Raw genomic sequence first — 23,185 nt, forward strand, 5'->3', positions numbered from 1 at the left:
TCAGTGGCTCGCTGGCGCCGCAGCCTGCGTGGCGGCCGCGCCGAGTTGCTCAAGCTTGCGCTGCAGGTTCGCGGCGAATTCGTCGCCTATGCTCTGCGCCTTCTTCTTCATCATGCCCAGCGCGAAGCGGCCGAGCCGGCCGGTGACGGAAACCTCGGAGCGGTAGTGCACCAGCGTGCCCTCGGGCGTCGGCTCCAGGCTCACGCGGCTGTCCGCCTGCAGGCTGCTGGCGTGGCCGCCCTCGTCGCCGCGTGTGAGAGCCCAGACGTTCTGCTCGTCGCGCTTGGTGATCTGCACCTGCAGGTCGAAGCGCGCCTTGATGCCGGCCATCGCGATCGCGACGACAGCGCGATAGCGGTCGGCATCGATGGCCTCGAGCTTCTCGCAGCCCGGCAGGCAGGAGGCCATCAGGCCCGCGTCGAACAGGTGGACCAGCAGGGTCTGCGGCGCCGCCGCGATGGGGAATTGACCTTCGATCAGCATGAAGTGGGGCTCCGCGGAGAAATGGACTCGTTTGTCATCAGCGTGGCACGCGCTCGACAACCATCTTCGGATCGGCCACGCGGCCGTCCTTCACCACGACGTTGCCGTCGAGCGCGATGGTGCAGTTGCGCATCGGCACGTCGTAGTGGCCGCGCGTCGTGCGCTTGCCGCCGCCTTGCGTGTTGGGACCGGTCGAGAACAGGAAGTTGCCCGGGAAGCTGCGCGCCGCGGCGCGGCTGCGCTCGGGCGCATCGCCATGCAGCGCGAGGGAATCCCAGCGGCACTGCGGATTGAGCCCCCAGCCCAGATGTGAGAGCGCGTAGGGGTCGCGGTCGCCCTCGCTCACTTTGCCGTCGCCCAGCCACTCGCGCATCAGCGCCGCGTCGAGCCCGCCTTCGATGCTCACGATGTGGCCGTCCCGAATCTCGAGCTCGATCGCGTCCTGCACATAGCGGCAGTACGGAAGGATCACGATGTCGCCCGGTGCGATCACCACGCGGCCCTGGGCGCTGCCCTCGTTCGGAAAGGTGTGCAGCAGTCCTACGCCCCAGTGATCGAAGCGCCCGGGCTCATCCGCCATGCCGTACTGGCTCATGACTGGGTACTCGCCGCACCGGTACGTAAGGTCGGTCCCGGCCCGGCTCGTCACACGCACTTCACGCGTCTTCTGGTAGAGCGACTGCGCATGCAGCACGGCCTCCTTCAGGCCGGGCGGCGACTGCAGCTGATAGAGATCGTCCGGCGCGTCGATGATCATCTGGACGCGCACGCCCTTGGCCTGCACGTCGCGCAGCCACTTGGAGAACAGCGGCACGTGGAAGATCAGCACCAAATCGACCGCCATCAGCGCCTCGAGCGTACCCTTGCATTTCCCGATGGTCGCGACCCCCACGCTGGTCCATCCGGGAATCGCGTTGACGCACATCTCGTAGATGTCGAAGCCGATGTCCTGCGCGGCCGCGAAGGCGGCCTCGATGTACTCGCGACGCGTCCCGAGATCGCTAACGATCGCGACGGTCTGCCCGGGCCCGACCCGGCACAACTCGAACTGCTTGCGAAAGAGGGACATGAGCTTTGCGGGGTTGAGCTCCTGGGTGCGGATCGCTGCTTGCATCGGTGGAATCCTCTGGTGCCCGCCAGCCAATCGGCGGATTGGGAACTACTTTAGGAATCGAGCAAATGGATGTCAATAGCGAATACCATTCATTTTTGAGAGAATCCTTCACCACCCTTTGGAACAGGACCGGATCCCATGTCACAGACGAAGAAGAAAGATGTGCGCGAGGCGATCCTTGCAGCGTCCTTCAGGCTGTTCACCGCACAGGGCTACAGCGACAGCTCAATCCCCGCGATCGCGCGCGAGGCCGGGATATCGACCGCGAACGTCTATGTCTACTTCCGCTCGAAGCTCGACATCCTCTACGCGCTGTACGAACCCTGGCTCAAGGAGCGCCTCGACCGGCTCGATCGTTCCCTGAAGCGGGTCGGCTCGCCGCGAGAGCGGCTCGAGCGCCTGCTCGTCATCCTGTGGCGTGACCTGCCGCGCGAGAACAACGGCTTCGCCAAGAACATCATGCAGGCGCTCTCGACGACCCGCGGCGGCGACGACTACAGCCCGCACTTGCGCGAGCTGTTCCAGGAACGCGTCGCACTCTGGCTTGCCGACTGCCTCGCCGTCACGAAGGCCGAGAGCAAGGTCATCGCAGGGATCGTGCTCATGGCCTTCGATGGCTTCGCGATGAACGTCCAGCTCGACCATGGCATGGCGTTCAACGCCAACGCGGCACGCCTTTTCTGCGGGATGCTGGGCACTGCATCGCCCAGGGCGGGCGACGACGGCACGGGCATGCGGGTGGAGTCGTCCGACTGAGCGTAACGTCTCCACGCTTCGCTGGCCGTCGTTCCGCATTGCGCCGCATGCCCGCGCGACTTTCTCCAACTGCCCTCGGGGACCGCACCATCGGTCGCTTCGTCGAGTTCCATGACCGCCCTGCTCCGCCCGCCTCAAACGCGGAGTTCGTGTCTCCGCTGGGCGAAGGAACATACCAGTCTTTCATTCTCGGAGTTTCGGCTCTTTCGCCACCGCCGCATCGACAGGAACTTCGTGAAGTCAAGGGCAAAACGCACACCGGAGTGGGACGCCAACGCTCGCACCATCTGCCCCTCACACCTGGTAGTAGCTTTCGCGGTAGGACATGGGCTCACACCAGCTTTGGGCTGTCCTTTCGCACTCGAGGCCGACCTTGTCACAAACACCCGGCTCGCCGGCATCGATGAGTCTGTCCGGTCCCGAAGCCTCAGCGATGAGGCTCGCCCTTCGGATAATCGCTCTCTGCGGCGAGCACCGCAGTGTTTTAAATTGAAGGTTGCCTATGCAGCAGCGGTTGCGGACTTCCGACCCCGCGAGCAGATGCGTGCTATCCGCCGCGCTGCGGTCGTTCCAGCGATGCTGTGCCTAGGAAACCAACACGCGCAACGTCTGCGCAACGTGATTCATGCGAATGAGGCCGAGGATGCAATCCGGACTGGCTCGAAGAGGAGGTCAGCAAGCTCGAATCGGTTGCCATGGAAACGATCCGGGAAGTGGCAAAGACCGAAGACTTCGACGGTATGAACAGGCACCCGAGCAACGCGAGAGCATGCGCCAGATTCACGAGCTATCGCGCGAGGCGTGATGGACTTGGTGCTTGTCGAAGCCCCGTTCAAAGTGAAGCCGATATAGGCGAGTCAATCAAACGCTGAAAGCGCCAAGCACACACGGAAAGCGCTGATCCGGCGCGCAGTCGAAGGCCGTTTGCATCGTCGTCGGGTTGGCGGCTCGGCCCACAACGGCTTAACCCTTTGTCCCGAAGCCGCCACACATGGGCGTTGAGCTACGCCATCCCATTGTTCCGGCGCGGAAACATTGTTTTCCACGAAAGCTATTTTTGCAGTGGGCCCTCGTCAATAGGATGCTGCAGCGCTGTATCGCGCGTGCGCCTCGATGGAAAACGGCGCCGCCCAGGAGGTCGTTGGTCCGGCGATTCGCGGGCTACACCTCTCATTCATAACAAAGGAGACAAGATGTCGATGGTGCTGATTTCCAGCGTGTCACGCTGCGCGCTAGCCAGGTACGTCAGAGCAGGTGTTCATGTTTTTATCTGCGCTCTCAGCGTGGTGGGCGTAGTTGCCTGCGGCGGCGGGAATGACTTTGCGCCGGCCGCAGCCGGGGCACAACCGACTGCGGCAGCCATCAGCTGCGAAAGCGTCCGGGGCTTGCAACTGCCGAACGTGGACATCACCGCAACGCAGGCTGTTGCGGCGGGCACGTACCAGCCGGCCGGAAGTACGACCGCATTCGCCGACCTGCCGGCGTTTTGCCGGGTCACCGCCAACCTGACGCCCGTCTCCGGTTCGAAGATCGGGATGGAGCTTTGGCTACCCACCACGGCATGGAATGGCCGGTACCAACAACTGGGACAGAACGGCTGGGGCACGGCCTTTTCTTCCTATTGGAGCTCGATGGCGCCACAACTTCGATCCGGGTATGCGATCGCCATCACGGATGGTGGTCATACAGCGACAGCGGTCAGCGACGCAAGTTGGGCCATCGGCTTTCCGGAGCGTGTCATTGACTTTGCATATCGCGCAACGCACGAAACGGCGGTTGCCTCCAAGGCGATTGTCCGTGGCTACTATGCGAAAGCCGCTTCCTATGCGTACTTCAATGGCACATCAACAGGAGGACGGGATGGATTGATGTCGGCCCAAAAGTACCCTACGGATTTCAATGGAGTGCTCGCCGGCCCCGCTCTGATCAACTGGACCCGTGTGGCCACACAGAAGCTTTTCGCAAGCCAGCAACTTGTGAAAGCCGGCATTCAGGGGCCGCTAGGAACGGCGCTGCTGAATCTTGCGCGAAGATCGTCGATCGCCGCATGCGATGCTGCGGATGGTGCGACGGATGGAATCATGCGCGACCCACGCGCCTGCCGCTGGGACCCGCATTCACTGTTGTGCGCGTCGGGCCAAGACCCCTCGACCTGCTTCACCGCCGCACAAGCTGACGCATTGACCCATGTGCTGTCGCCGCTACGGGATCAAGTCACTTCCGAATATCTCTACCCGGGATATCTCCACGGATTCGAGACCGATTGGATCGGCTTCGGGTATGTGACAGCCACTCCTGCGCATGCGGCTACCGTCTACAAGATCGCCTTGGGCAATGCCGCGTGGGACGCTTCGACATTCAACGTCCACACCGATTTGCCCTCGGTTGAAAGCGCGCTGGGCTTCATGAATGTCGACCAGCAGACCGACTTGAGCGCATTCAGGCAGGCGGGAGGCAAACTGATCCAGTACCAAGGCTGGCAAGACGCTGTGACGATGCCCGAACGCATCGTGCAGTACTACGATGAAGTTCGGGACCGCACATCGGGTGGAGACCGGGCAGCGGAACAAAACTTCTACCGCCTCTTCATGATGTCAGGCGTGGGCCATGGTGGCGCTGGCGAGGGGCCGTGGCACTTTGGCGCGATCGCACAGCAGACTGTTTCGAACGATCCTGAACATGATGCGGTGCGCGCCTTGCGCGATTGGGTTGAAAGCGGTATCGCGCCTGAAATATTCGTCGCCACGAAGTTCCAGAACGGCGACGTCACCAAGCCGATTTCACTGCAGCGGCCGTTGTGTCCGTATCCGAGCCAGCCTGTCTACAAAGGCAGCGGAGACACGAATGGGGCCAGCAATTTTTATTGCAGATAGGAGTGCCAGCCAAAGTCCTGAAGTCGAAACAAATTCAAAAGGAGCACCCGATCGACAACAATGTTCATGGACTGGAACAATTGGAGTGCGCATTTGAAGCCAGCAACGGTTCACAACGTTCGGGTCTTCCTTGAAGTGGCGAAGGCCGGAAGCTTCACCGCTGCGGCAGAAACCCTCGACATGCCGAAGTCGTCGACCTCAAGAAGCGTCGCGGCACTAGAGAAAGAGCTCGGAATCAAGTTGATCAACCGCACCACGCGAACGCTGGTTCTTACGGATGAAGGTAAGAGCTATTTCGAGCAATGCAGTCGCGGAATGCACGAAATCATCCAAGCCACACAACTGGCTCAGACTGCGCCTGCCAAACCGAAGGGCCACCTGCGGATGGCCGCTCCAATCGATTTCACCGTTCGATTCACGGCTGATAAGGTTCGAGAGTTTCTGGACCGGTATCCGGACGTGACGCTCGAACTGCACTTCACTCCGAAATGGATGGATCCGCTCGCCGAGCGGTATGACGTCACAGTGCGCATGGGAGAGCTCCCGGACTCCTCGCTCGTGGTCCGCAAGCTTGGCGATTTGCCCCGCTGCCTCTATGCCTCGCCAGAGTACCTGTCGGGCCATGGGCAGCCGCTTGCTCCACATGATCTGGCGCGGCATCAGTGTGTGCTGCGCAGTGAGCGTGGAACAGAGCAACCGGAGCGACGCTGGACGCTGCACGCGGGCCGGAGATCTGTGGCCGTGGACGTGCAAGGGCGCGCTGCTGCCAACAATGTTCGCTTCATTCGGAATCTTGCCCTGGCCGGCAACGGCATCGCCGTCTTGGCCGACGTATTCGCAGGCCCTGAAGTCCAGGCCGGCCGCCTGGTGCAGGTGCTCGAGAAATGGAATGCGTCGAGCTTGCCCGTCTATGCGTTGACGGCGTCCCACCTCGCTCCCGCCAAGACCCGCGCACTGCTGGATTTTCTGTCTGACTTGCTGGCGCCCATGCGGGTCACCAATGCTGTCGTTCCGCTTCATCCATAGGCGCGCGAGAACGAGAGACCGTCGATAGCTGCTGCATCAAGCTTGTCCAACGCACGCGCGCCGCAATGATGCTTTCCGCCTTGACATGGCCGTAGCCGCGGATCTGCTCCGGCAGGCGCGCAATCGCCAAAGCGAAATCACGCGCCGAGTCCCAACCTTCGGTTTCAATGCGGGCAATCACCTGCTCAATCGTCCGTCGGTAGTCCTGAATCAACTCCCGTTCCATTCGCCTTTCGGCTGTTCCGCCGAAGACATCCAGGCGCGTACCGCGCAGCCGACGCAATGAGGCAAGAACTCGGAATGCATGCAACATCCAAGGTCCAAAGGTCTGCTTGACCGGTAGGCCGTGGCGATCGCGCCTTGCGAAGATCGGCGGAGCCAGGTGGAAGGTCAACTTTGGCTTTCCCTCAAAAGCCTCTTGCAGCTTCTCAAGAAAGGTTCCGTCGGTGTAAAGGCGTGCGACTTCGTATTCGTCCTTGTATGCCATCAGCTTGAAGAGATTCGCGGCAACGGCATCCGCCAGTTCACCGGTGCCGCCGTGCTCCAGTTCGATCTGCCGCACGCGTGCGACGAAATCTTCGTAGTGCTTTGCATAGCTGGCGTCCTGGTAGTCGGTAAGGAAGGCGACGCGGTGAGCAACGAGCGAAGCATGGGACTTCCTCCTGTGCACCGTGACCGCCTGCACAGGCGAGGCTTCCCTTGCGACCGCTGCCAGATCCAGAGCGGCCTTTCGTCCCCACTGAAACGCGATCTGATTGGCCTTCACAGCCACTCCGTTAGTCTCGATAGCCTTCATCAGCGCTCCAGATGTCAGTGGTATGGCACCCTTCTGGAATGCGAACCCGAGCAGAAACAGGTTGGCTGCAATCGCATCCCCCATGAGGCGGGTCGCCAGCCGCGTAGCGTCCACGAAGTCCACGCGTCGATCGACTGACTCTTCGATCAGTTCTCTCACCTGCGCTGCCGGAAACGCCCAGTCCGCGTTCTGTGCGAATTCGCCCGTGGGCTGTTCGAATGTATTGACCAGCGCATAGGTGCGCCCCGGCCGCATCTTGGCGATGGCATCGGGTGCGCCTGTGGTGAGCATGTCGCAGCCCAGGACGAGATCCGCCTCGCCCGTCGGAATGCGTTGCGCCTTCAATTGCGCGCTGTTCGTCGCAATGCGAACGTGCGAAGTCACCGAGCCGTTCTTCTGCGACATGCCAGTCATGTCGAGCACGCTGACGCCCTTGCCCTCCAGATGCGCCGCCATGCCGATGAGCGCGCCGATCGTGATGACACCCGTACCTCCGATGCCTGTGATGAGTGTGTTGTGAATCTGATCGAGCGAGGGCAGCACAGGTTCAGGAAGGTCGAAGCTCGCCGCTGACTTCGTGTCGACGGGTTTGCTCTTTCGCGGCTTGACTCCTTCGACGCTCACAAAGCTCGGGCAAAAGCCGCTGATGCATGAATAGTCGGCGTTGCACGAGCTTTGGTCGATGCGCCTCTTGAGGCCATATTCGGTCGGCTGAGGCTGCAGCGACGTGCAGTTCGACTGCTCGCCGCAATCGCCACAACCCTCGCACACGGCCTCATTGATGAAGACGCGCTTGGCAATCTGTGGAAACTCGCCCTTCTTGCGCCGCCGGCGCTTCTCGGCCGCGCATACCTGGTCATAGATCAGGACAGAGACGCCTTCGAATTCGCGCAGTTCGCGCTGCACGTCGTCCATCTCGTCGCGATGATGCAGCGTGAATCTCATGGAGGGGCTGTCCGTCGGCAGTCCGGTGCGGTCGCGCCAGCGGCTCGGATCTTCCGCCACCAAGGCGATGCGCCTGACGCCTTCTGCCGCGACCTGCTGCGCGATGCGCGCAACGCTGATTGGCCCGTCGACCGGCTGACCACCCGTCATTGCCACGGCGTCGTTGTAGAGGATCTTGTAGGTGATACGGACATCCGCCGCGACAGCCGCGCGGATCGCCATCGATCCGGAGTGGTAATAGGTGCCGTCGCCCAGGTTTGCAAACACGTGCTTGCGCCGGGAAAACCAGGCCTGCCCCAACCAGGGTGCGCCCTCCCCGCCCATGTGGGTCGTGGTCTTGTTGTGCTGCGGATAGATGGCCGTGGCCATCACGTGACAGCCAATGCCGGCCAGTGCAAGGCTGCCTTCGGGCACCTTGGTGGAGGTGTTGTGCGGGCAGCCCGAGCAATACCACGCCGGGCGAGACGGAGTCGCGACCGCCTTGCCGAGAACGACGTCCTTGGCATCGAGGATCGCCAGCCGGGCGCGAATCATGTCGCTCGTGTGGAAGCGCGCGATGCGCCCTGCGACCACTCGCGCGATCTGCGCGACCGAAAAGTCGGCCGTTGCCGGCAGCAGCCAGTTCCCCCGTGGATGCGCCCATTCGCCGGCCTCGTCGAACTTGCCGATGACGCGCGGCCGCACGTCCTCGCGCCAGTTGTAGAGGTGTTCCTTGAGTTGGTATTCAACGAGTTGGCGCTTCTCTTCGACCACCAGAATCTCGTCGAGACCGGCCGCGAATTCGCGGATCGAATCCGGTTCGAGCGGCCAGGGCATTGCGACCTTGAACACCCGCACACCAATGCGCGAAGCCACGTCGGCGTCGATGCCGAGTTCTTCCAGAGCCTCCAGTACGTCGCGGTATGACTTACCCGACGCAACGATGCCGAGCTTGGCTCGTGGCGAGTCAATCGTGACGTGGTTGAGCCGGTTCTCGCGCGCGTAGGCGATGGCGGCATAGATCTTGTAGTCCTGCATCAATGCTTCTTGCTTGCGCGCCTGAACACCGAGCGTGTCGGTGGACAACCGGGCATGGACACCGCCGGTCGGGAACACGAAATCGCGAGGCAGCAGGGTTTGCACGCCCGCTGCGTCAGCGGAGATAGGTCCCGATGACTCGACCGTATCGGCAAGCGCCTTGAAGCCCACCGGCAAGCCTGCAAAGCGCGATATCGCGAAGCCATGCAGGCCGAGCTCGATGTATTCCTCCACGCTCTGCGGGTAGAGCATCGGGATCATGGCCGCGGAGAAGATGTGATCACTCTGGTTGGGCAGCGTCGAGGAGTACGCGCCATGGTCATCGCCGGCCACGAGCAGAACGCCGCCATGCGGCGAAGTGCCGCCATGGCTCATGTGCTTGAAGACGTCGCCGCAGCGGTCCACGCCAGGACCCTTGCCGTACCACATGGCATAGACGCCATCGACCAGGCTCTCACCCGTCAGGTGAACCTGCTGCGTGCCCCAGACGGCCGTTGCCGCCAACTCTTCATTGACGCCCGGCAGAAACTTGATGCCGTTGTCATCGAGGTGCTTTTGGGCGTGCCAAAAGGCCTCGTCAATGCCTCCTAGCGGCGAGCCACGATAGCCGGATACGAACCCTGCGGTGTTCAGGCCGTTGGCCTGGTCCCGCCAACGCTGCGCGAGCATCAGGCGCACCAGCGCCTGAATGCCACTCAGGTAGACGCGGCCGGTGGTCGATGTGTACTTGTCGTCCAGCGAAACGCTGGCGAGCTCGGGTATTGTCATCATGGTTCGGAATCCGGTAGGAATCACACAAGGCACGCTCGGCCATCGGTAAACGGCGGTGCGTGTCGGGCGATCGGCGGCGGGTAGCCCGCCGGTCGCATTGCTGCACGAAAACTGGTTCGATGTATCAGGCAATCAGGCGTTCGGCTCCTCCTCGTACCAACGGTCCTTGCCCAGCAGCACACGATGGTGGCCATGTCCGGACGGCATCATCGGAAAACAGTTCTCCTGCGCGGCCACGTGCACGTCCAGAAAGAAGGGCCCCTCGAAGGCCAGGCATTCGGCCAGTGCGGCTTCCAGTTCGCCCGGATCGGACACCCGCCGTGCGCCCCAGCCGAAGGCCTTTGCCAGTGCAACGAAATCGGGCAGCGCCTCGTTCCAGCTGTGACTCAGGCGGTTGCCGTGATTCAGTTCCTGCCACTGGCGCACCATGCCCATGTAGCCGTTGTTCGACAGCACCAGCTTTACAGGGGTGCGGTGCTGCACGGCTGTCGAGAGCTCCTGGATGTTCATCAGCACGGATGCATCACCACTCACGCAAACGACCAAAGCGTCTGGATGGGCGATCTGAGCGCCTATGGCCGCGGGAAGTCCGTAGCCCATGGTTCCGGCACCGCCCGAAGTCAGCCAACGTCCGGGCCGCTCGAAGCGAAGATACTGCGCAGCCCACATCTGGTGCTGCCCGACGTCGGTCGAGACGATCGCATCCCGGCCCTGCACCGAGCGCTGGAGCGAAGCCATCAACGATTGCGGCAGGATCACATCGGCGCGCGCCGAGAACTCGAAGCAGCGCTCGGCTCGCCAGCGCCCGATGCGCTCCCACCACGGTGCCAGCCGCTGTGCCGGCAACGTCTGCAGTTCCGGCATCGCAAGCAGCGCCCTGAGCACTTCGCCGCAGTCGCCCACGATGGGCACGTCGACCTTCACGACCTTGTTGATGCTGCCTGGATCGATGTCGATGTGAATCTTGCGCGCGTGAGGGCAGAACTCGTCGAGCTTGCCCGTCACCCGGTCATCGAAGCGCGCACCAACGCACACGACGAGGTCGGCCTCATGCATTGCGAGATTGGCTTCCAGCGCGCCGTGCATGCCGAGCATGCCGACAAAGTGCGGATCCGATGCCGGAAACGCGCCCAAGCCCATCAACGTCAAGGTGCAGGGCGCATTGAGCCGGCGAACCAACCGAGCGAAGCTCTCGCACGCGAGAGCCCCGGAGTTCACCAGCCCGCCGCCTCCATAGAAGATCGGCCGCCGCGCGGTCGACAGCAGGTCCGCAGCGCGTTGCAGTGCGCCCGCCGCGGGCCTCGCGGGCGTCAGGGGCGTTGTATCGGCTCGCGGCTTGCGCGGGACTCGTGCAGGCGCCCTGCCCGGCAGCCCAAGCGGCGTCAGCTGCACATCCTTCGGCACATCGATCAGCACCGGCCCGGGGCGACCCGACGCCGCGATGTCGAGTGCACGGCGTATCACATCGGGGATTTCGTCAGCCATGCGCGGCTGGTAGTTCCACTTGGTCACCGGGCGTGACATGCCCAGCGCATCGCTTTCCTGGAACGCATTGGTTCCGATGACGGCCGTGGCGACCTGCCCGCTGATGCACAGAACGGGGATCGAATCGCTCATCGCGTCGAGCAGCCCGGTGATGGTGTTGCTCACGCCCGGCCCGGAGGTGACCAGCACCACGCCGACACGGCCTGTCGTGCGCGCGTAGCCCTCTGCCGCATGAACGGCCGCCTGCTCGTGTCGCACAAGCACGTGGCGCAGTCGCGGCTCGCCGTGCAAGGCATCGTATAGCGGCAATGCGGCGCCGCCCGGGTATCCAAAGAGGGTGTCGACGCCGCATTCGATCAGGGTGTCGAGTACAGCGGCTGCGCCATTGCGCACGCGTGGCAGGGAGGGCGCCGCAGCGGGCGGCAGATGTCTTTGGGCAGAAAGCAGTTCCATGCCTGCATTTTTTCGCCGATCGCGCAGAATAGGCTTCATTCTTTCCCATGCTTTAGGCCCCATACATGAAAACCAATCCGCCTTCTTCGCTTTCTTCCGAAGAATCATCGGAGAGGATGGACATCGCCATCCTGCGTGAGTTGCGCAAGGACTCGCGCAAGACCCTGCAGGAGATCGGTGCGGCAGTGGGCCTCTCGGCCACCAGTTGCTGGACGCGCATCAAGAAGCTCGAAGCGCAGGGCGTGATCAAGCGCTATACGGTCGACCTCGACGCGGTCAAGCTCGGCTACAACGATTTCGTCATCGTTCAACTCACGCTCGAAAGCCACACCGACGAAACGCTTTACGAGTTCGGACGCGCGCTCGCCGCCATCCCCGAGATCCAGGAGGCCTACCTGGTCTCGGGCGATTACGACTACTACATCCGCATCGCGGTGCGCGACACGCGCGACTACGAGCGGCTGCTTCGCGAGAAGCTCTACAAGATTCCCGGAATCCGGCACAGCAAGTCGAGCTTTGTGCTCCGGGTGCTCAAAGAGGCAAGCATCCCGCTCTAGGCGGCTTGCCGCGCGATGACGTCTTCGAGGACGCGGAGCACTTCGTCCCCCGCGTCTTGCTGGGGCGAACCGAGGCTGTGCAGCGCCGACACGTGGTTGTGACCGCGGAAGAGATGAAAGCCCGGGCTGCTCCCGATGGCGATCGTGAGCGCCCGTGCCATCGCATAGGTCTGCTGGGCTATCCAACCTGGATCGAGTTCCGCGAGACCCATCCAGATGGGCGTGTCGACGGCGCGCACGTGTGTCAGCGGCGAACGCTCGACGTACAGCGCCGTGTCCTCGCCAAAATAGGCTTTCGGGCCGGCGGGCAGCGGAGCAACGGCACTGTAGAAGCCGCTCATCAGCATGATGGCCGCGACATGCACAGGATCGCTGCCGCGAGCCCGATCGTCGAACAGCCAGGTCGCTACATGGCTGGCACCGGCGGACTGGCCCCACAGAACCAGCGGCGCATGCTGCGCGCCAAGGCTTTTGCGTTGCTCCTCAATCCACTGCAGCGCCGCCTGAACGTCCCGCGCTCCGGCGGGCCATCCGTCTGCCGGCGCAAGGCGGTAGTTGGGCAGCACCGCCAGATAGCCGTTGCGAGCGAGCCAACGACCCACGTTGCGATAGAAGACGCCATCCGCGTTCTTGTCACCGGCAACAAAGCCTCCACCATGAATGAAAGCCACGATCGCGCGCGGCTGACCCGCAGGTCCGTAGATGTCCAGCCGATGCCGCGCATGACTACCGTAGGGCACGTCGATCTGCTCATGCGCTGCCTCGTCCAGATTCAGGGCGGACCGATAGATCGCTCGGGTCGCGGCGAGAACTTCGGGGTCGAACTTAGCGCCGAGTGCGCGGATTCCCATCTTGATGGCCGATGTGCAATGGGTGTCGGGGGTCGTCATGCTTGATCTCCAGATAAATGATGCGAGCGCGCGTCGCTCGCTGCGGCATCGAGCCGGCGGAGCATCGCCAGCCCAAGGCGCTCGCTGTCCAGGCCCGGCGTTCGCCAGCCGTATTCGAGTTCGACCAAACCTCGGTAGTCGCGCCTCCACAACAGCCGCAGCAGGCTCTCGAAATTGATCTCTCCGCTTCCCGGCTCCATTCGTCCCGGGTTGTCGGCCAGTTGCACGATTTCGATCCAATCCCAGACCTGCTCCAGATGAAAGAGCAGGTCGCCGTCCATCACCTGCACGTGGGAGGTGTCGAAGATCAGGCGCACCGCGGGATGATTCACGGCCTGTGCGACCGCGATCGCATCGGGCATGTGCTGCAGCAGCATGTTCGGAATGCTCTTGCGGCTCAAGGTCTCGAGGCAGAGCGTGAGGCCGGCGCGCGCGGCAATGTCTCCTGCATATCGCAGGTTCTGCACCAGCGCGGCGTGCTGGTAGGCGATCGGCAGTTGCGGCTGCGCGCCACCGAGCACTGCCAGGCGCTTGGAGCCGACCCGATGCGCCGCCGCCACGGCCTGCGCGAGTTCGGCCTCGATCCATGCGCGCGCTTCCTTGCTGTCGGTCGCCCAACTCGTGTTGCGAAGCTGATCGAAGGTCGTGTAGAGCATGCAACCTGCTTCGAGCCCGTGCGCCGCCAACGCGTCGCCCACCCTCTGCTGCTCCGCCGCCGGACGTGCACGTGCGGCTGCATAGAGGACGCCTGCGAAGCCCTGGTCCGCCGCAAATTGGATGTGTTCCAGCGGATCCTCCGAGCCGACCATCGCCGTGAAAAGCGGTTGAAATGGAGGGCGGTAGCCCAGATGAGGCGCATAGCGCAGCGACCAGGTCATGCGAGGTGCCTTGCCTGAAGCGTCGATGGGTTGAGGCAGTTGTCCGAGGGCTGCCGCTCGTTGAGCCAGCGCGCGAGGGCTCGCAGCACAACGCTTCCCATCGCCGCGCGTGCCTCGAAGGTTGCGCTGCCGATGTGCGGCAGAAGCGTGGTCCGCGGCAATCGCAGATAGCGTTCATCGATCCGCGGTTCATTCCGAAAAACGTCGAGTCCCGCGGCTCCGATTCGGCGCGATGCAATGGCTTCGATCAACGCGTCCTCGTCCACCAAGTCGCCCCGCGCGATGTTGACGAAAACGGCGCCGGGCGGCAGCAATCCGAGGCGACGAGCATCCAGGCCCCCTCGAGTCGAGGGCGTCGACGGTGCGCAGACGCAAAAGACATCACTGGCGCCCAGCAAGGATTCGAGGGTCGAGTGGTACGTGAGATCGAACGACGCACCCTGCTCGGGCAGCGGCGAGCGGTTGTGATAGTGAACCCTCATTCCGAACCCGCTCGCCCGCTTTGCAAGCGCAAGACCAATCCGGCCCATGCCGAAGATGCCGAGAGAGCGCCCGGTCAACTGCCGCCCTAGAAATCTCGTCGGCGACCAGGGCCCCCACTCTCCGGAACGCAGCACGGCCTCGGCGGACGAGGCATCGCGGGCGGCGGACAAGATCAGGAGCATGGCCGTTTCCGCCACCGCGTCACTCAACACATCGGGCGTGTAGAAGACCGGCAATCCGAGTGCGGTGGCCGCATCGAGGTCGATGTGGTCGTAGCCGACCGAATAGGTCGCGACGCCGCGGGCGTGCCGCGCGAGTGTCTGGAGGCGTGCGCGGTCGAGCCGGTCGGTGGCCATCACGAGGGCCGCGTCGCATCCGCTCGACCAGCTCTCGAGCGCCTCGCCGATCGGTTCATCGTGCGGCCAGAGCGTTACCTCAAATTGTTCATCCGCCTCGCGCAGCACCTGCTCGGTGAGCTGGCGCGTGATGAGGAGCCGGGGCTTGTCCATCACATCCTTTCCTAACGTGCGCGGTCCACAAGACCTGCGTTGATGTGCTTCACGGTTGGCGCTCCGCACAACTGCATTGCTCGCCTCAGTTCGTCCGTCAGGATGTCGAGCGCTTTCTCCGCGCCTGCCTCGCCGGCGGCCGCGGCGCCATACAACGTGGCGCGACCGATCGCCACGGCCTGCGCGCCCAGCGCGAGTGCCTTCACGACGTCGACCCCGCGGCGTACGCCCGAATCGATCAGTACCGGCACTCTGCTGCGGACCGCCTGCACCACGTCCGGCAAGACATCCGCCGCCGCGACGGCCCCGTCGAGCTGGCGACCGCCGTGGTTCGAGACCCAGATCGCGTCGACACCGAGCGCGGCGAGCCGGCCTGCATCTTCTGCGCTCGCAACCCCCTTGACCATCAGCTTGCCCGACCACTGGCCGCGCAGCCGCTCCAGGGCAGCCCAGTCGAATGAAGCGTCCAGGCTTTGGCCGACCTTCGCCGCGATCGACATGCGCGTGTCGGCATTGCCCTCGAAGCCGCGAAGATTCTCGAAACGCGGTGGCCCCTGACGAAGCATTTGCCAACACCAGGCCGGGTGCGTCGCGAAATCGCGAGCGGTGCGCCAGTCGCGTCGCAGCGGCACGGTGAAGCCATTGCGCAAGTCTCGCTCTCGTTTGCCGCCCGTGGCCAGGTCCAGCGTCACGACCAAGGCTTCGAAGCCGGCGGACGCCGCGCGTTGCAGCAGTGCAGCGGTAAACGCCTTGTCCCGCAGCACATAGAGCTGGAACCAGAGCCGTCCTCCGGCATGCCTGGCAACGTCCTCAATCGACGAAGTCGCGGTGGTGGAGAGCGTGTAGGGAATTCCCAGGCGTGCGGCCACCCGCGCAATGGCAAGGTCCGCGTGCGGCCAGCCCGCGCCAATCGCACCGGTCGGTGCAATCACGATCGGCGCAGCCGACGGCCCTCCCACGACCTGAGTGGAAAGATCCGGATGCTGCACGTCCACGAGCAGGCGCGGGCGCAGCCGGATGCGCTCGAAGCCTTCGCGATTGGCGCGCAGGGTGGTTTCATCTTCCGCACCGCCATCGAAGAAGTCGAATACGCCACGAGGCAGCCGCCGCTGCGCCAATCGCCGCAGATCTTCGATCGAATGCGCTTCTTTCAAAGAGGTCAAGGTGTGGCGCTCGCCGAAGGGCCGAATTTCACGTCGGGAAACGCCGCCATGACGCCGGCGCCGCCGTCCACTGCCATCACCTCGCCTGTCATGTGGGCGCTGAGGTCCGACACGAGAAACAGCAAAGGCCCGGCGATCTCAGCGGGTGTCGCCGGGCGGCCCATGGGAATCACACGGCTGATCGCGTCCCATGCTTCTTCGCCCAGCCGCTGATTCAGGCGCGGCGTGCGAACGTAGCCTGGGGCGACGGCATTGATTCGCACCTGGCGCCGTGCGTACTCCGCACCCGCACATCGCACCAGGTGGTGCAAGGCCGCCTTGGAGACCGCATAGGCGGTCTGATTCGGGACCGCACGGTTGCCCGACATCGAACCGACGAACGCGATGGCTCCGCCGCCGTCCGCAGCCATCATCTCTCCGGCAATCTGGATCGCGAGATAGGCATGGCGAAGCACGATGTCGAACTGCTGGTTCCAGCCGGCATCATCGACGGCGGAAAGCGGCTTGATCCCTGCGACGCCGATGATGTCGATCACGCCGTGGACTCGGCCGAACGCCTTCCGAGCCGTATTGAGAACGCGCTGCATGTCCGCGCGAGACGTGACGTCCGCCGCACACGCGATGCCCTCGACCGACTCCGCAATGCTGCGCGCGAGTTGCTCGTCTCGGTCCACGCACAGCACGCGAGCGCCGGCCTGGGCGAGCGCATGCGCAACCTGTTCACCGATCCCCTGTCCCGCGCCCAAGACCACGAAGCCGCGGCCGTCCAGGCGCAAGAGGGACAGGTAGTTCGCCGGCGTACCGGCCGTGGGTTTGGCAGTGGTGCTCATTCAGGCCGCCACAGCTTCGCGGTGCGATGGGAGCAAGTCCTGCCACGATGCCCCGTCCGGGAGGTCCGCATCGCAAGCACCGACGCCCCGCAAATCCACGCCGACGCCGACCGGCGGCTTGCCGTCCATGACCCGTTTCACCGAGTCGAGCAGCGTACGGCGAACCCGCATCACAGCCTGGTCCGCAGGCACGAGATGCTCCTTGGAACGGTCGTAGAAAGCGCCTTGCGACAGCGCAATGGCGGCGTCCTCCACCTCGACGCCGCGCAGTCCCGTCCAGTTCTCCTGCATGCGCTCCCGGTTCTGGCCGAAAGCGTCAGCCCACGACGCTGTGAATGCACACGACTTGCGGTCGTAGTAGCGCATGTCGTCCAGACCCAGCAACTCGACGATCTTGTCTTCGGACACGGGCGCATTGCCGTGCACCACGATGTAGGTGCTGGTGTGCGTGTCGTCTTCCGGGACCTCCAGCACGGTGAACTGGAATGCGGGCGCCGGAATGACGCGCCCATAGGGAACGATGAACGGAACCACGCGGGCATTCTTGACACCCGCCTGGGTGGTCTTGCGCAGGGCCACATACTGAAAGCCAAATGCCGTCTCTTCCATCTTGAGACTCGGCTCGAGGTCATTCGAGGACAGCGCTGCGGGGTTCGCCACATCCGGGTTCTGCTGGAAGTCACCGTCTTTCCAGCCCGGTCGCGCCATGTTGGTGTGCAACACGCCCACGTGGGAGGAATCTTCGCCGCCCTCGACCAACTGCAGGTAATTGCAATGCACGTTGATCCGGAGAACCACGCGATGCGAAGGGTCCGCGTCCATGAATGCATAGCGAGAGAACTCGGGCTGCAGTTCCTTCGGACCCACATAGGCCCAGACGAGGCCGCCGTCCTCGCGAACGGGGAAGGCCGGTGCCTTCATGCGCAAGCGGTACTTTGGATCACTGTTGTTGGGCGTCTCCAGCACTGCGCCGGTCACATCGAACTTCCACCCGTGGTACAGGCATCGAAGGCCGCCCTCCTCCACCCTTCCGAGCGCTAGCGATGCGCCACGGTGCATACAGAGCTCCTCCATCACGCCGACCCTGCCCTGGCTGTCACGGAATGCCACGTAGTCCTCGCCGAGCAAGCGCACACGCAGCGGCGGAGCGTCGGGCTGGCTCAACTGCATTGAAGTGCAGATGGGATGCCAATAGCGACGCATCATGTTTCCCATAGGCGTCCCGGGGCCGACGCGGCAGATCAGTTCGTTGTCTTGACGATTCAACATTACAAGCTCCTGTGTTTAGTGCGTTGACTGCTCTTCGCGGGCGCCTTGTGAGGCCGGCCGGGATGTGATGCTGTGGTGAGGCACCAGAGTTCGCCAGTCCTGGTCCAGTCCGATCTCGGAGGAGATGCCGATCGCCTCTGGGGCCGCCGCGCGGGAGCCAACGATCTCCCGTCCGTCTCGTGCGGCCTTTGCGCACGCAAGCAAGCTGCGATAGAGGCGCGCGATGGCGACGTCTGCCGCGGACAGCATCTCCTGCGAGCGATCACGAAGCGCCCCACTGGAGACGCTGCATGCGGCATCCTCCTGGGTGAAGCTGTCGAAGCCGGTGAAATGACCCTGACGCTGCACAACGCGGTCTTGGCGGTAGCCGTTGCGCCATGACATCGTCCGCTCGCCATCGCAGGTCTCGGCTGTCATCCCGTACTTGGTCAGGGTCGGCTCGTCCAGACCGACGAATGCGAGCTGCTGGGTCCGCAGCGGCTCGGTCCCGATCGCCGTCTGCGGGTTCCACCACACATGAAAGAAGTTGCAGCGCTCATCGTTGACGGGCACCACGGCAAACCAGAGGTCGCCGTTCGGATTGGCGACGAAGCACGGTGCGATGAAGGACGTGATGCGAGCCATTCGCTTGTCGCCGACGCGGCGCATCGCGACGTAGTGGAACCCGAAGTCCGTCTCGTCCGCCTCGATGGTCGGCGAGGCGTCGAACTGCATATGCGTGGTCTTCTTGGCGAAGTCCAGATCCGCGCCGTTGGTCTTCGCGAGGCCGGAAGAATGCAGGATCGACAAATGCGATGAATCCACGAGGCCCTCGATCACCTGCACGTAATTGCAGTTGACCACGGCCACGGCGTTGATTCGGTGCGCATCGTCTTGGGCCATGAAGGACCACGTCGGGAATGGCGGCACCTCGTCCGTCGGTCCCAGGTATGCCCAAAGCAGGCCGCCGGCCTCGCGCACGGGATACGTCCGGCCCTTGATGCGCCCCTTGAATTTCGCATCGGCCACGTTCGGCGTATCGAGCACCTGGCCGTCCACAGCGAACTTCCAGCCGTGGTAGATGCAGCGAAGCCCGTCCCCCTCGGCGCGGGCGAGTTGCATGGACGCACCACGATGCAGGCAATGCTCCGCGAAGAGTCCGGCGCGGCCCTGCTGGTCACGCCAGACGATGAACTTCTCGCCGAGCAACTCGATCGCCTTGGGTTCGCCGTCCGGCGCGGGGACGTCCGAGAGCTGGATCGCGGGTAGCCAGAAACGGCGCATTGCGTCGCCCATGGCGGTACCGCGTCCGGTGCGGCACATCAGTTCGTTGTCTTGACTGGAAAGCATGTGGGATCCTTTTCGAGGTTAAAGATCGAGGACGAGAACCGGCGTGCGCGCACGTGAGCAGCACGGCGTAAAGCAGTCGTTGCGCGCGTGCTCCTCGTCAGTCAGGTAAAGGTCGCGGTGGTCCGGCGTGCCGTCGACCACCTTGGTGATGCATGTTCCGCACACACCCTGCTCGCATGACAGCGAGACGCCGAATCCGGCAGCCAGGAGCGCATCCGCGGCACTCTGATCCGCGGCAACCCGGATGAGCCGACCGCTGCCCTTGAGTTGCAGTTCGAAGGGTCCGTCGGCCGAATGATCGATCGGTGCAGCTGCAAAATATTCGCGATGCAACAGCGCCTCGGGCCATCCGAGTTCGCGCGCCGTACCCAGCACGTGGTCCATGAATCCGGTCGGGCCGCAGACGTACAGGTGCTTGTCGGGCGCCGGCGGCCCGATCGCCGACCGGGCGTCCAGCTTCTGGGCATCGGGCCCGTCATCGACGTGGATCTTTATCCGATCGGCATAGCTGCTTTCGAGCAGATCGCCGACAAAAGCCATGCGCGCCAAAGAGCGGCCGCAATAGTGAAGCTCGAACGGGCGGCCTTCGCGCGAGAGCTGTGCAGCCATGCAGAGAATCGGCGTGATACCAATTCCGCCGGCAAACAGCAGCGACCGTTCCACTCCGGCATGCAGCCCGAAGTGGTTGCGCGGCGCGCTGATGGTGATTTCGTCTCCTTCCCGCACGCCATCCAGCATCTGCACGGAGCCGCCGCGTGACTGCGGATCGCGCAACACCCCGATGCGATAGCGCTGATGCTCATCGGGCAAGTCGTACAAGGAGTATTGGCGGACGAGGCCGCCCGGCAGATGCACGTCGATGTGCGAGCCGGCCAGAAAATCCGGCAGAGGCGTGCCGTCGGATGCCGCGAGTTCGAAGCTCGCGATCCCATCAGCGAGTTCGCGGCGTGCGGCGACTTTGACGTGCAGGAGGTTGTCCATGACTGCAAACTTCCGAACTTCTTCCATGGAAGATATTGAATCAAAAAAAAGCGATGGCGACTAAGCCGTCGCGGTCTGCCGTGGGCGGAGCACGATCGGAGATCCGCCGAGCCGGCTTTGAAGCAGCCAGCGCGCAAGACCCAGGTCCATCACCTTGGCGTGTTGCGGGAACCAGTCGGCCAGTGCGTAGGCGAAGCGGTGAACCACCTGCGCATGCCCCTCGGCGAGCGCTGCGCGCACCTCCTCCAGTGATCTGAGAACGGCCGCGTGCTCGTCGACGTGACAGCCGGCCGACTCGTAGCCGGTTTGTTGCATCGCTCGATCCTCCTCGCCGAAGTGTCGATGCGCGTGCTCGGCGAAGCCCTCCAGCGCGGCGGAGAGCTCTGCGTCATCCGCGCGCAAGATGGCGTCGACGCACTCCACGAACTCCCTGTGGGTCTCGTCCATGGCCGGGTCGCCCACCGCGTAGTCCTCCTGCCAGGAGAACTCCGCGGGCATCGTTGAGGTCGCACTCATGCCAGTTCCTTTTCGCCGAGCGGATGCGGCAACAAATCGCGCCATGCACGGTCGTTCAAGACATCATTGATACCCGCCACCCGGGACCAGTCGATGCCGCCCTGCAGCGCCAGTGGAGCTTCGCCTTTTTCCACGGCATCGGCACACGCAAGCAGCGCACGGTACAGACGCGCGATCCCGATGTCGGATACCGAGAGCACTTCGGCGGAGCGGTCCCGCACGCGGCCGGCCGAAACCGACGCAGCCACGTCTTCCTCGATCAGGCCCGGCAGCCCACTCCAACTCTCACCTTTGCGCATGGATTCGCGGTCTTGAGCAAAGTTGTTGTGCGGCCCTGGCTTGTCTGCGCGACCCAGCGTTTCGTCAGTCAAGCCGAAGCCCTCGAGCACCTCGGGCGTCAGGCCGATGAATTCGAGATGCCGGCTGCGCAGCGGCTCCCGATTGAGCTCATGGGTCGGGCTCCAGAACACATGGATGAACGCCGTTCGCGTGTCGTCCATCGGGACCACGAAAGTCGCGATGTCGCCGTTGGGGTTGAGCACGATGCATGGTGCAACGAAGGCCGCGATCCTCGCCTCGGTGCGCTGCCCTTTCTCGTCTGCGATCTCGCGCAGCGCGGCATAGTAGAAGCCGAATGGCGTCTCCTCCACTTCGAGGCGCGGCGCCAGATTCTGTTGCATCGAGTTCACCTTCTCGGCAAATTCGAGCTCCGCATTCCCCGCCCGGCTCAGGCCGTTCAGGTGCAGCAAGCCCAGGTGCGACGAGTCCACAAGTCCCTCGATCACCTGAACGAAGTTGCACTCCTCGACATGGCGCGTGACCAATCGATTCGCATCTGGCAGGTCCATCCATGACCAGTGCGCAAACTCGGGCTCCAGATGGCGCGGACCGAGGTAGGCCCACAACAAGCCGCCCGCCTCGCGCACCGGATACGTCCGGCCTTTGATGCGGTTCTTGAACCGGGGATCCGCGACGTTCGGCGTGTCGAGAACCGTGCCGTCAACGGCAAACTTCCACCCGTGGTAGATGCATCGCAGGCCGTCGCCTTCCGAGCGCGCAAGGCGCATCGACGCACCCCGATGCAAGCAGGCCTCCGCATACAGGCCAGCGCGACCCGCCGCGTCTCTCCAGGCGACGAAACGTTCGCCGAGGAGTTCGACACCCCTGGGATCCGAATCGGGCAACAACTCCGATGAGAGCAGCAGCGGAAGCCAGTAACGGCGCAAGGTCACGCCCATCGGCTGGTCAGCCCCAACACGGCAAAGCCGCTCATTCGTTTGTGCATTCAACATTTGATGCTTCCTCAGTGATAGACCGAGCCGCCGTCGACCGCGAGGATCTGGCCGGAGATGAAGGATGCGTCCTCGCTTGCCAGGAAGGCGACTGCGCCCACGATGTCGGCAGGCCAGCCGTCGCGCGGGAGAGCCCGCGTCGCAATGGCCGACTCTCGGTAGCTCGCGAGGAATTCCTTGTTGCCCAGGTTGCCTTCGCTGAGCGTGTAGCCCGGTGACACCGCGTTGACGGTGATGAAGTCGCGACCGAGTTCGCGCGCGAGCGAGCGCGTCATCGTCATCAGGGCACCCTTGCTTGCAACGTAGTCCAGCATGAACGGCGCCCCTTTGAAGGCAGTACCCGAAGTGATGTTGACGATGCGCCCGAACTGCTGGCGGCGCATGTGCGGAGCGACCGCGCGCGCGCAGAGAAACGGGCCCATCGCATTGACATCCTGCATGCGGCGCCACTCGGCCACCGAGATCTCTTCAAAGGCGCGCAACTTGATACTGGCCGCGATCGCCGCGTTGTTCACCAGGATGTCCACGCGGCCGAATTGCGCGAGTGCCGCCTCGACCATCTCCTTGACGGAATGCTCTTGCGCCACGTCGACCTTCAAAGCCAATGCACGGGCCCCGGAGGCTTGCAGCTCCCGGGCTTGCGGCGTCGCGTCGGCGAGGTCGGCCAGCACCACGGCTGCGCCCTCGGCAGCGAGCCGTTGCGCGATCGCCAGCCCGATGCCGGTTTGCGCGCCGGTGACGATCGCCACCTTGTCCACCAGTTTCATTG

At 63.6% G+C, this 23,185-nt stretch carries 19 protein-coding genes; 4 read left to right on the forward strand and 15 right to left on the reverse strand.

Annotation, left to right across the window (positions count from 1 at the left end):
• Together AC1DSF_RS19340 and AC1DSF_RS19345 are read right to left on the reverse strand one after the other, a co-directional pair.
• The gene (locus AC1DSF_RS19340; RefSeq protein WP_478124233.1) at positions 1 to 483 is read right to left on the reverse strand and encodes a CoxG family protein; all 483 of its coding nucleotides are present in this window, start codon (positions 481 to 483) and stop codon (positions 1 to 3) included.
• A 37-nt stretch (positions 484 to 520) separates the two neighbouring features.
• Entirely contained in the window at positions 521 to 1,597 is a 1,077-nt protein-coding gene (locus tag AC1DSF_RS19345) for a 2,5-dihydroxypyridine 5,6-dioxygenase NicX family protein (RefSeq protein ID WP_478124234.1), read from the reverse strand.
• Between the two features lie 138 nt (positions 1,598 to 1,735).
• Here AC1DSF_RS19345 and AC1DSF_RS19350 point away from each other — a divergent pair, with 138 nt between their 5' ends.
• The 3 genes from AC1DSF_RS19350 (at position 1,736) to AC1DSF_RS19360 (ending at position 6,252) form a co-directional block, all read left to right on the forward strand.
• Entirely contained in the window at positions 1,736 to 2,353 is a 618-nt protein-coding gene (locus AC1DSF_RS19350) for a TetR/AcrR family transcriptional regulator (protein ID WP_478124235.1), read from the forward strand.
• A gap of 1,193 nt (positions 2,354 to 3,546) precedes the next feature.
• The gene (locus tag AC1DSF_RS19355) at positions 3,547 to 5,226 is read left to right on the forward strand and encodes a tannase/feruloyl esterase family alpha/beta hydrolase (protein ID WP_478124236.1); all 1,680 of its coding nucleotides are present in this window, start codon (positions 3,547 to 3,549) and stop codon (positions 5,224 to 5,226) included.
• Positions 5,227 to 5,286: 60 nt separating this feature from the next.
• A complete protein-coding gene (locus AC1DSF_RS19360; protein ID WP_478124237.1) occupies positions 5,287 to 6,252 on the forward strand; it encodes a LysR family transcriptional regulator in 966 nt (321 codons plus the stop codon).
• Here AC1DSF_RS19360 and AC1DSF_RS19365 read toward each other — a convergent pair.
• Together AC1DSF_RS19365 and ilvB are read right to left on the reverse strand one after the other, a co-directional pair.
• A complete protein-coding gene (locus tag AC1DSF_RS19365; protein WP_478183277.1) occupies positions 6,221 to 9,778 on the reverse strand; it encodes an indolepyruvate ferredoxin oxidoreductase family protein in 3,558 nt (1,185 codons plus the stop codon). The two genes, AC1DSF_RS19360 and AC1DSF_RS19365, sit on opposite strands and share 32 nt — an antisense overlap.
• Before the next feature lie 135 nt (positions 9,779 to 9,913).
• The gene (gene ilvB / locus AC1DSF_RS19370; RefSeq protein ID WP_478124238.1) at positions 9,914 to 11,719 is read right to left on the reverse strand and encodes a biosynthetic-type acetolactate synthase large subunit; all 1,806 of its coding nucleotides are present in this window, start codon (positions 11,717 to 11,719) and stop codon (positions 9,914 to 9,916) included.
• Positions 11,720 to 11,835: 116 nt separating this feature from the next.
• Between ilvB and AC1DSF_RS19375 the strand changes: the two genes are divergently transcribed.
• The gene (locus AC1DSF_RS19375) at positions 11,836 to 12,276 is read left to right on the forward strand and encodes an Lrp/AsnC family transcriptional regulator (RefSeq protein WP_478124239.1); all 441 of its coding nucleotides are present in this window, start codon (positions 11,836 to 11,838) and stop codon (positions 12,274 to 12,276) included.
• On the opposite strand, the gene AC1DSF_RS19380 is transcribed toward AC1DSF_RS19375, so the two are convergent.
• Genes AC1DSF_RS19380 through AC1DSF_RS19430 form a run of 11 tightly spaced genes read right to left on the reverse strand, consistent with a single transcriptional unit; the run spans position 12,273 to position 23,183 of the window.
• Positions 12,273 to 13,166, reverse strand: a complete 894-nt coding sequence (locus tag AC1DSF_RS19380) for an alpha/beta hydrolase (RefSeq protein WP_478143601.1) — start codon at positions 13,164 to 13,166, stop codon at positions 12,273 to 12,275. The genes AC1DSF_RS19375 and AC1DSF_RS19380 overlap by 4 nt on opposite strands.
• Positions 13,163 to 14,044, reverse strand: coding sequence for a TIM barrel protein (locus AC1DSF_RS19385; RefSeq protein WP_478183256.1), 882 nt, complete (start codon positions 14,042 to 14,044; stop codon positions 13,163 to 13,165). Before AC1DSF_RS19385 ends, AC1DSF_RS19380 begins: the two co-directional genes overlap by 4 nt.
• A complete protein-coding gene (locus AC1DSF_RS19390) occupies positions 14,041 to 15,036 on the reverse strand; it encodes a 2-hydroxyacid dehydrogenase (RefSeq protein ID WP_478183257.1) in 996 nt (331 codons plus the stop codon). Before AC1DSF_RS19390 ends, AC1DSF_RS19385 begins: the two co-directional genes overlap by 4 nt.
• Positions 15,037 to 15,047: 11 nt before the next feature.
• Positions 15,048 to 16,199, reverse strand: a complete 1,152-nt coding sequence (locus tag AC1DSF_RS19395) for an alpha-hydroxy acid oxidase (RefSeq protein WP_478183258.1) — start codon at positions 16,197 to 16,199, stop codon at positions 15,048 to 15,050.
• Complete coding sequence (locus tag AC1DSF_RS19400; RefSeq protein WP_478183259.1) at positions 16,196 to 17,029, reverse strand: SDR family NAD(P)-dependent oxidoreductase; 834 nt, start codon at positions 17,027 to 17,029, stop codon at positions 16,196 to 16,198. Before AC1DSF_RS19400 ends, AC1DSF_RS19395 begins: the two co-directional genes overlap by 4 nt.
• Positions 17,030 to 18,298 carry a Rieske 2Fe-2S domain-containing protein gene (locus AC1DSF_RS19405; protein WP_478183260.1) on the reverse strand — a complete coding sequence of 423 codons (1,269 nt, stop codon included), beginning with the start codon at positions 18,296 to 18,298 and terminating at the stop codon, positions 17,030 to 17,032.
• A 15-nt stretch (positions 18,299 to 18,313) separates the two neighbouring features.
• Positions 18,314 to 19,627, reverse strand: coding sequence for a Rieske 2Fe-2S domain-containing protein (locus tag AC1DSF_RS19410; RefSeq protein ID WP_478183261.1), 1,314 nt, complete (start codon positions 19,625 to 19,627; stop codon positions 18,314 to 18,316).
• Between the two features lie 18 nt (positions 19,628 to 19,645).
• Complete coding sequence (locus AC1DSF_RS19415) at positions 19,646 to 20,608, reverse strand: PDR/VanB family oxidoreductase (RefSeq protein ID WP_478143607.1); 963 nt, start codon at positions 20,606 to 20,608, stop codon at positions 19,646 to 19,648.
• A 60-nt stretch (positions 20,609 to 20,668) separates the two neighbouring features.
• Entirely contained in the window at positions 20,669 to 21,124 is a 456-nt protein-coding gene (locus tag AC1DSF_RS19420; RefSeq protein ID WP_478183262.1) for a bacteriohemerythrin, read from the reverse strand.
• The gene (locus AC1DSF_RS19425; RefSeq protein ID WP_478183263.1) at positions 21,121 to 22,416 is read right to left on the reverse strand and encodes a Rieske 2Fe-2S domain-containing protein; all 1,296 of its coding nucleotides are present in this window, start codon (positions 22,414 to 22,416) and stop codon (positions 21,121 to 21,123) included. Before AC1DSF_RS19425 ends, AC1DSF_RS19420 begins: the two co-directional genes overlap by 4 nt.
• Before the next feature lie 11 nt (positions 22,417 to 22,427).
• On the reverse strand, positions 22,428 to 23,183 hold the full coding sequence (locus AC1DSF_RS19430; protein ID WP_478124250.1) for an SDR family NAD(P)-dependent oxidoreductase: 756 nt from the start codon (positions 23,181 to 23,183) through the stop codon (positions 22,428 to 22,430).
• Positions 23,184 to 23,185 lie beyond the last annotated feature (2 nt).

Source organism: Variovorax sp. 01N429 (genome assembly GCF_056399425.1).

Coding starts and splice junctions, on each gene's coding strand:
- AC1DSF_RS19345 (WP_478124234.1), bottom strand. CDS start 1,597: ATGCAAGCAGCGATCCGCACCCAGGAGCTCAACCCCGCAAAGCTCATG.
- AC1DSF_RS19400 (WP_478183259.1), bottom strand. CDS start 17,029: ATGAGCACCACTGCCAAACCCACGGCCGGTACGCCGGCGAACTACCTG.
- ilvB (WP_478124238.1), bottom strand. CDS start 11,719: ATGGAACTGCTTTCTGCCCAAAGACATCTGCCGCCCGCTGCGGCGCCC.
- AC1DSF_RS19390 (WP_478183257.1), bottom strand. CDS start 15,036: ATGGACAAGCCCCGGCTCCTCATCACGCGCCAGCTCACCGAGCAGGTG.
- AC1DSF_RS19425 (WP_478183263.1), bottom strand. CDS start 22,416: ATGTTGAATGCACAAACGAATGAGCGGCTTTGCCGTGTTGGGGCTGAC.
- AC1DSF_RS19355 (WP_478124236.1), top strand. CDS start 3,547: ATGTCGATGGTGCTGATTTCCAGCGTGTCACGCTGCGCGCTAGCCAGG.
- AC1DSF_RS19360 (WP_478124237.1), top strand. CDS start 5,287: ATGTTCATGGACTGGAACAATTGGAGTGCGCATTTGAAGCCAGCAACG.
- AC1DSF_RS19410 (WP_478183261.1), bottom strand. CDS start 19,627: ATGCTTTCCAGTCAAGACAACGAACTGATGTGCCGCACCGGACGCGGT.
- AC1DSF_RS19375 (WP_478124239.1), top strand. CDS start 11,836: ATGGACATCGCCATCCTGCGTGAGTTGCGCAAGGACTCGCGCAAGACC.
- AC1DSF_RS19385 (WP_478183256.1), bottom strand. CDS start 14,044: ATGACCTGGTCGCTGCGCTATGCGCCTCATCTGGGCTACCGCCCTCCA.
- AC1DSF_RS19340 (WP_478124233.1), bottom strand. CDS start 483: ATGCTGATCGAAGGTCAATTCCCCATCGCGGCGGCGCCGCAGACCCTG.
- AC1DSF_RS19430 (WP_478124250.1), bottom strand. CDS start 23,183: ATGAAACTGGTGGACAAGGTGGCGATCGTCACCGGCGCGCAAACCGGC.
- AC1DSF_RS19365 (WP_478183277.1), bottom strand. CDS start 9,778: ATGACAATACCCGAGCTCGCCAGCGTTTCGCTGGACGACAAGTACACA.
- AC1DSF_RS19380 (WP_478143601.1), bottom strand. CDS start 13,166: ATGACGACCCCCGACACCCATTGCACATCGGCCATCAAGATGGGAATC.
- AC1DSF_RS19405 (WP_478183260.1), bottom strand. CDS start 18,298: ATGTTGAATCGTCAAGACAACGAACTGATCTGCCGCGTCGGCCCCGGG.
- AC1DSF_RS19350 (WP_478124235.1), top strand. CDS start 1,736: ATGTCACAGACGAAGAAGAAAGATGTGCGCGAGGCGATCCTTGCAGCG.
- AC1DSF_RS19415 (WP_478143607.1), bottom strand. CDS start 20,608: ATGGACAACCTCCTGCACGTCAAAGTCGCCGCACGCCGCGAACTCGCT.
- AC1DSF_RS19420 (WP_478183262.1), bottom strand. CDS start 21,124: ATGAGTGCGACCTCAACGATGCCCGCGGAGTTCTCCTGGCAGGAGGAC.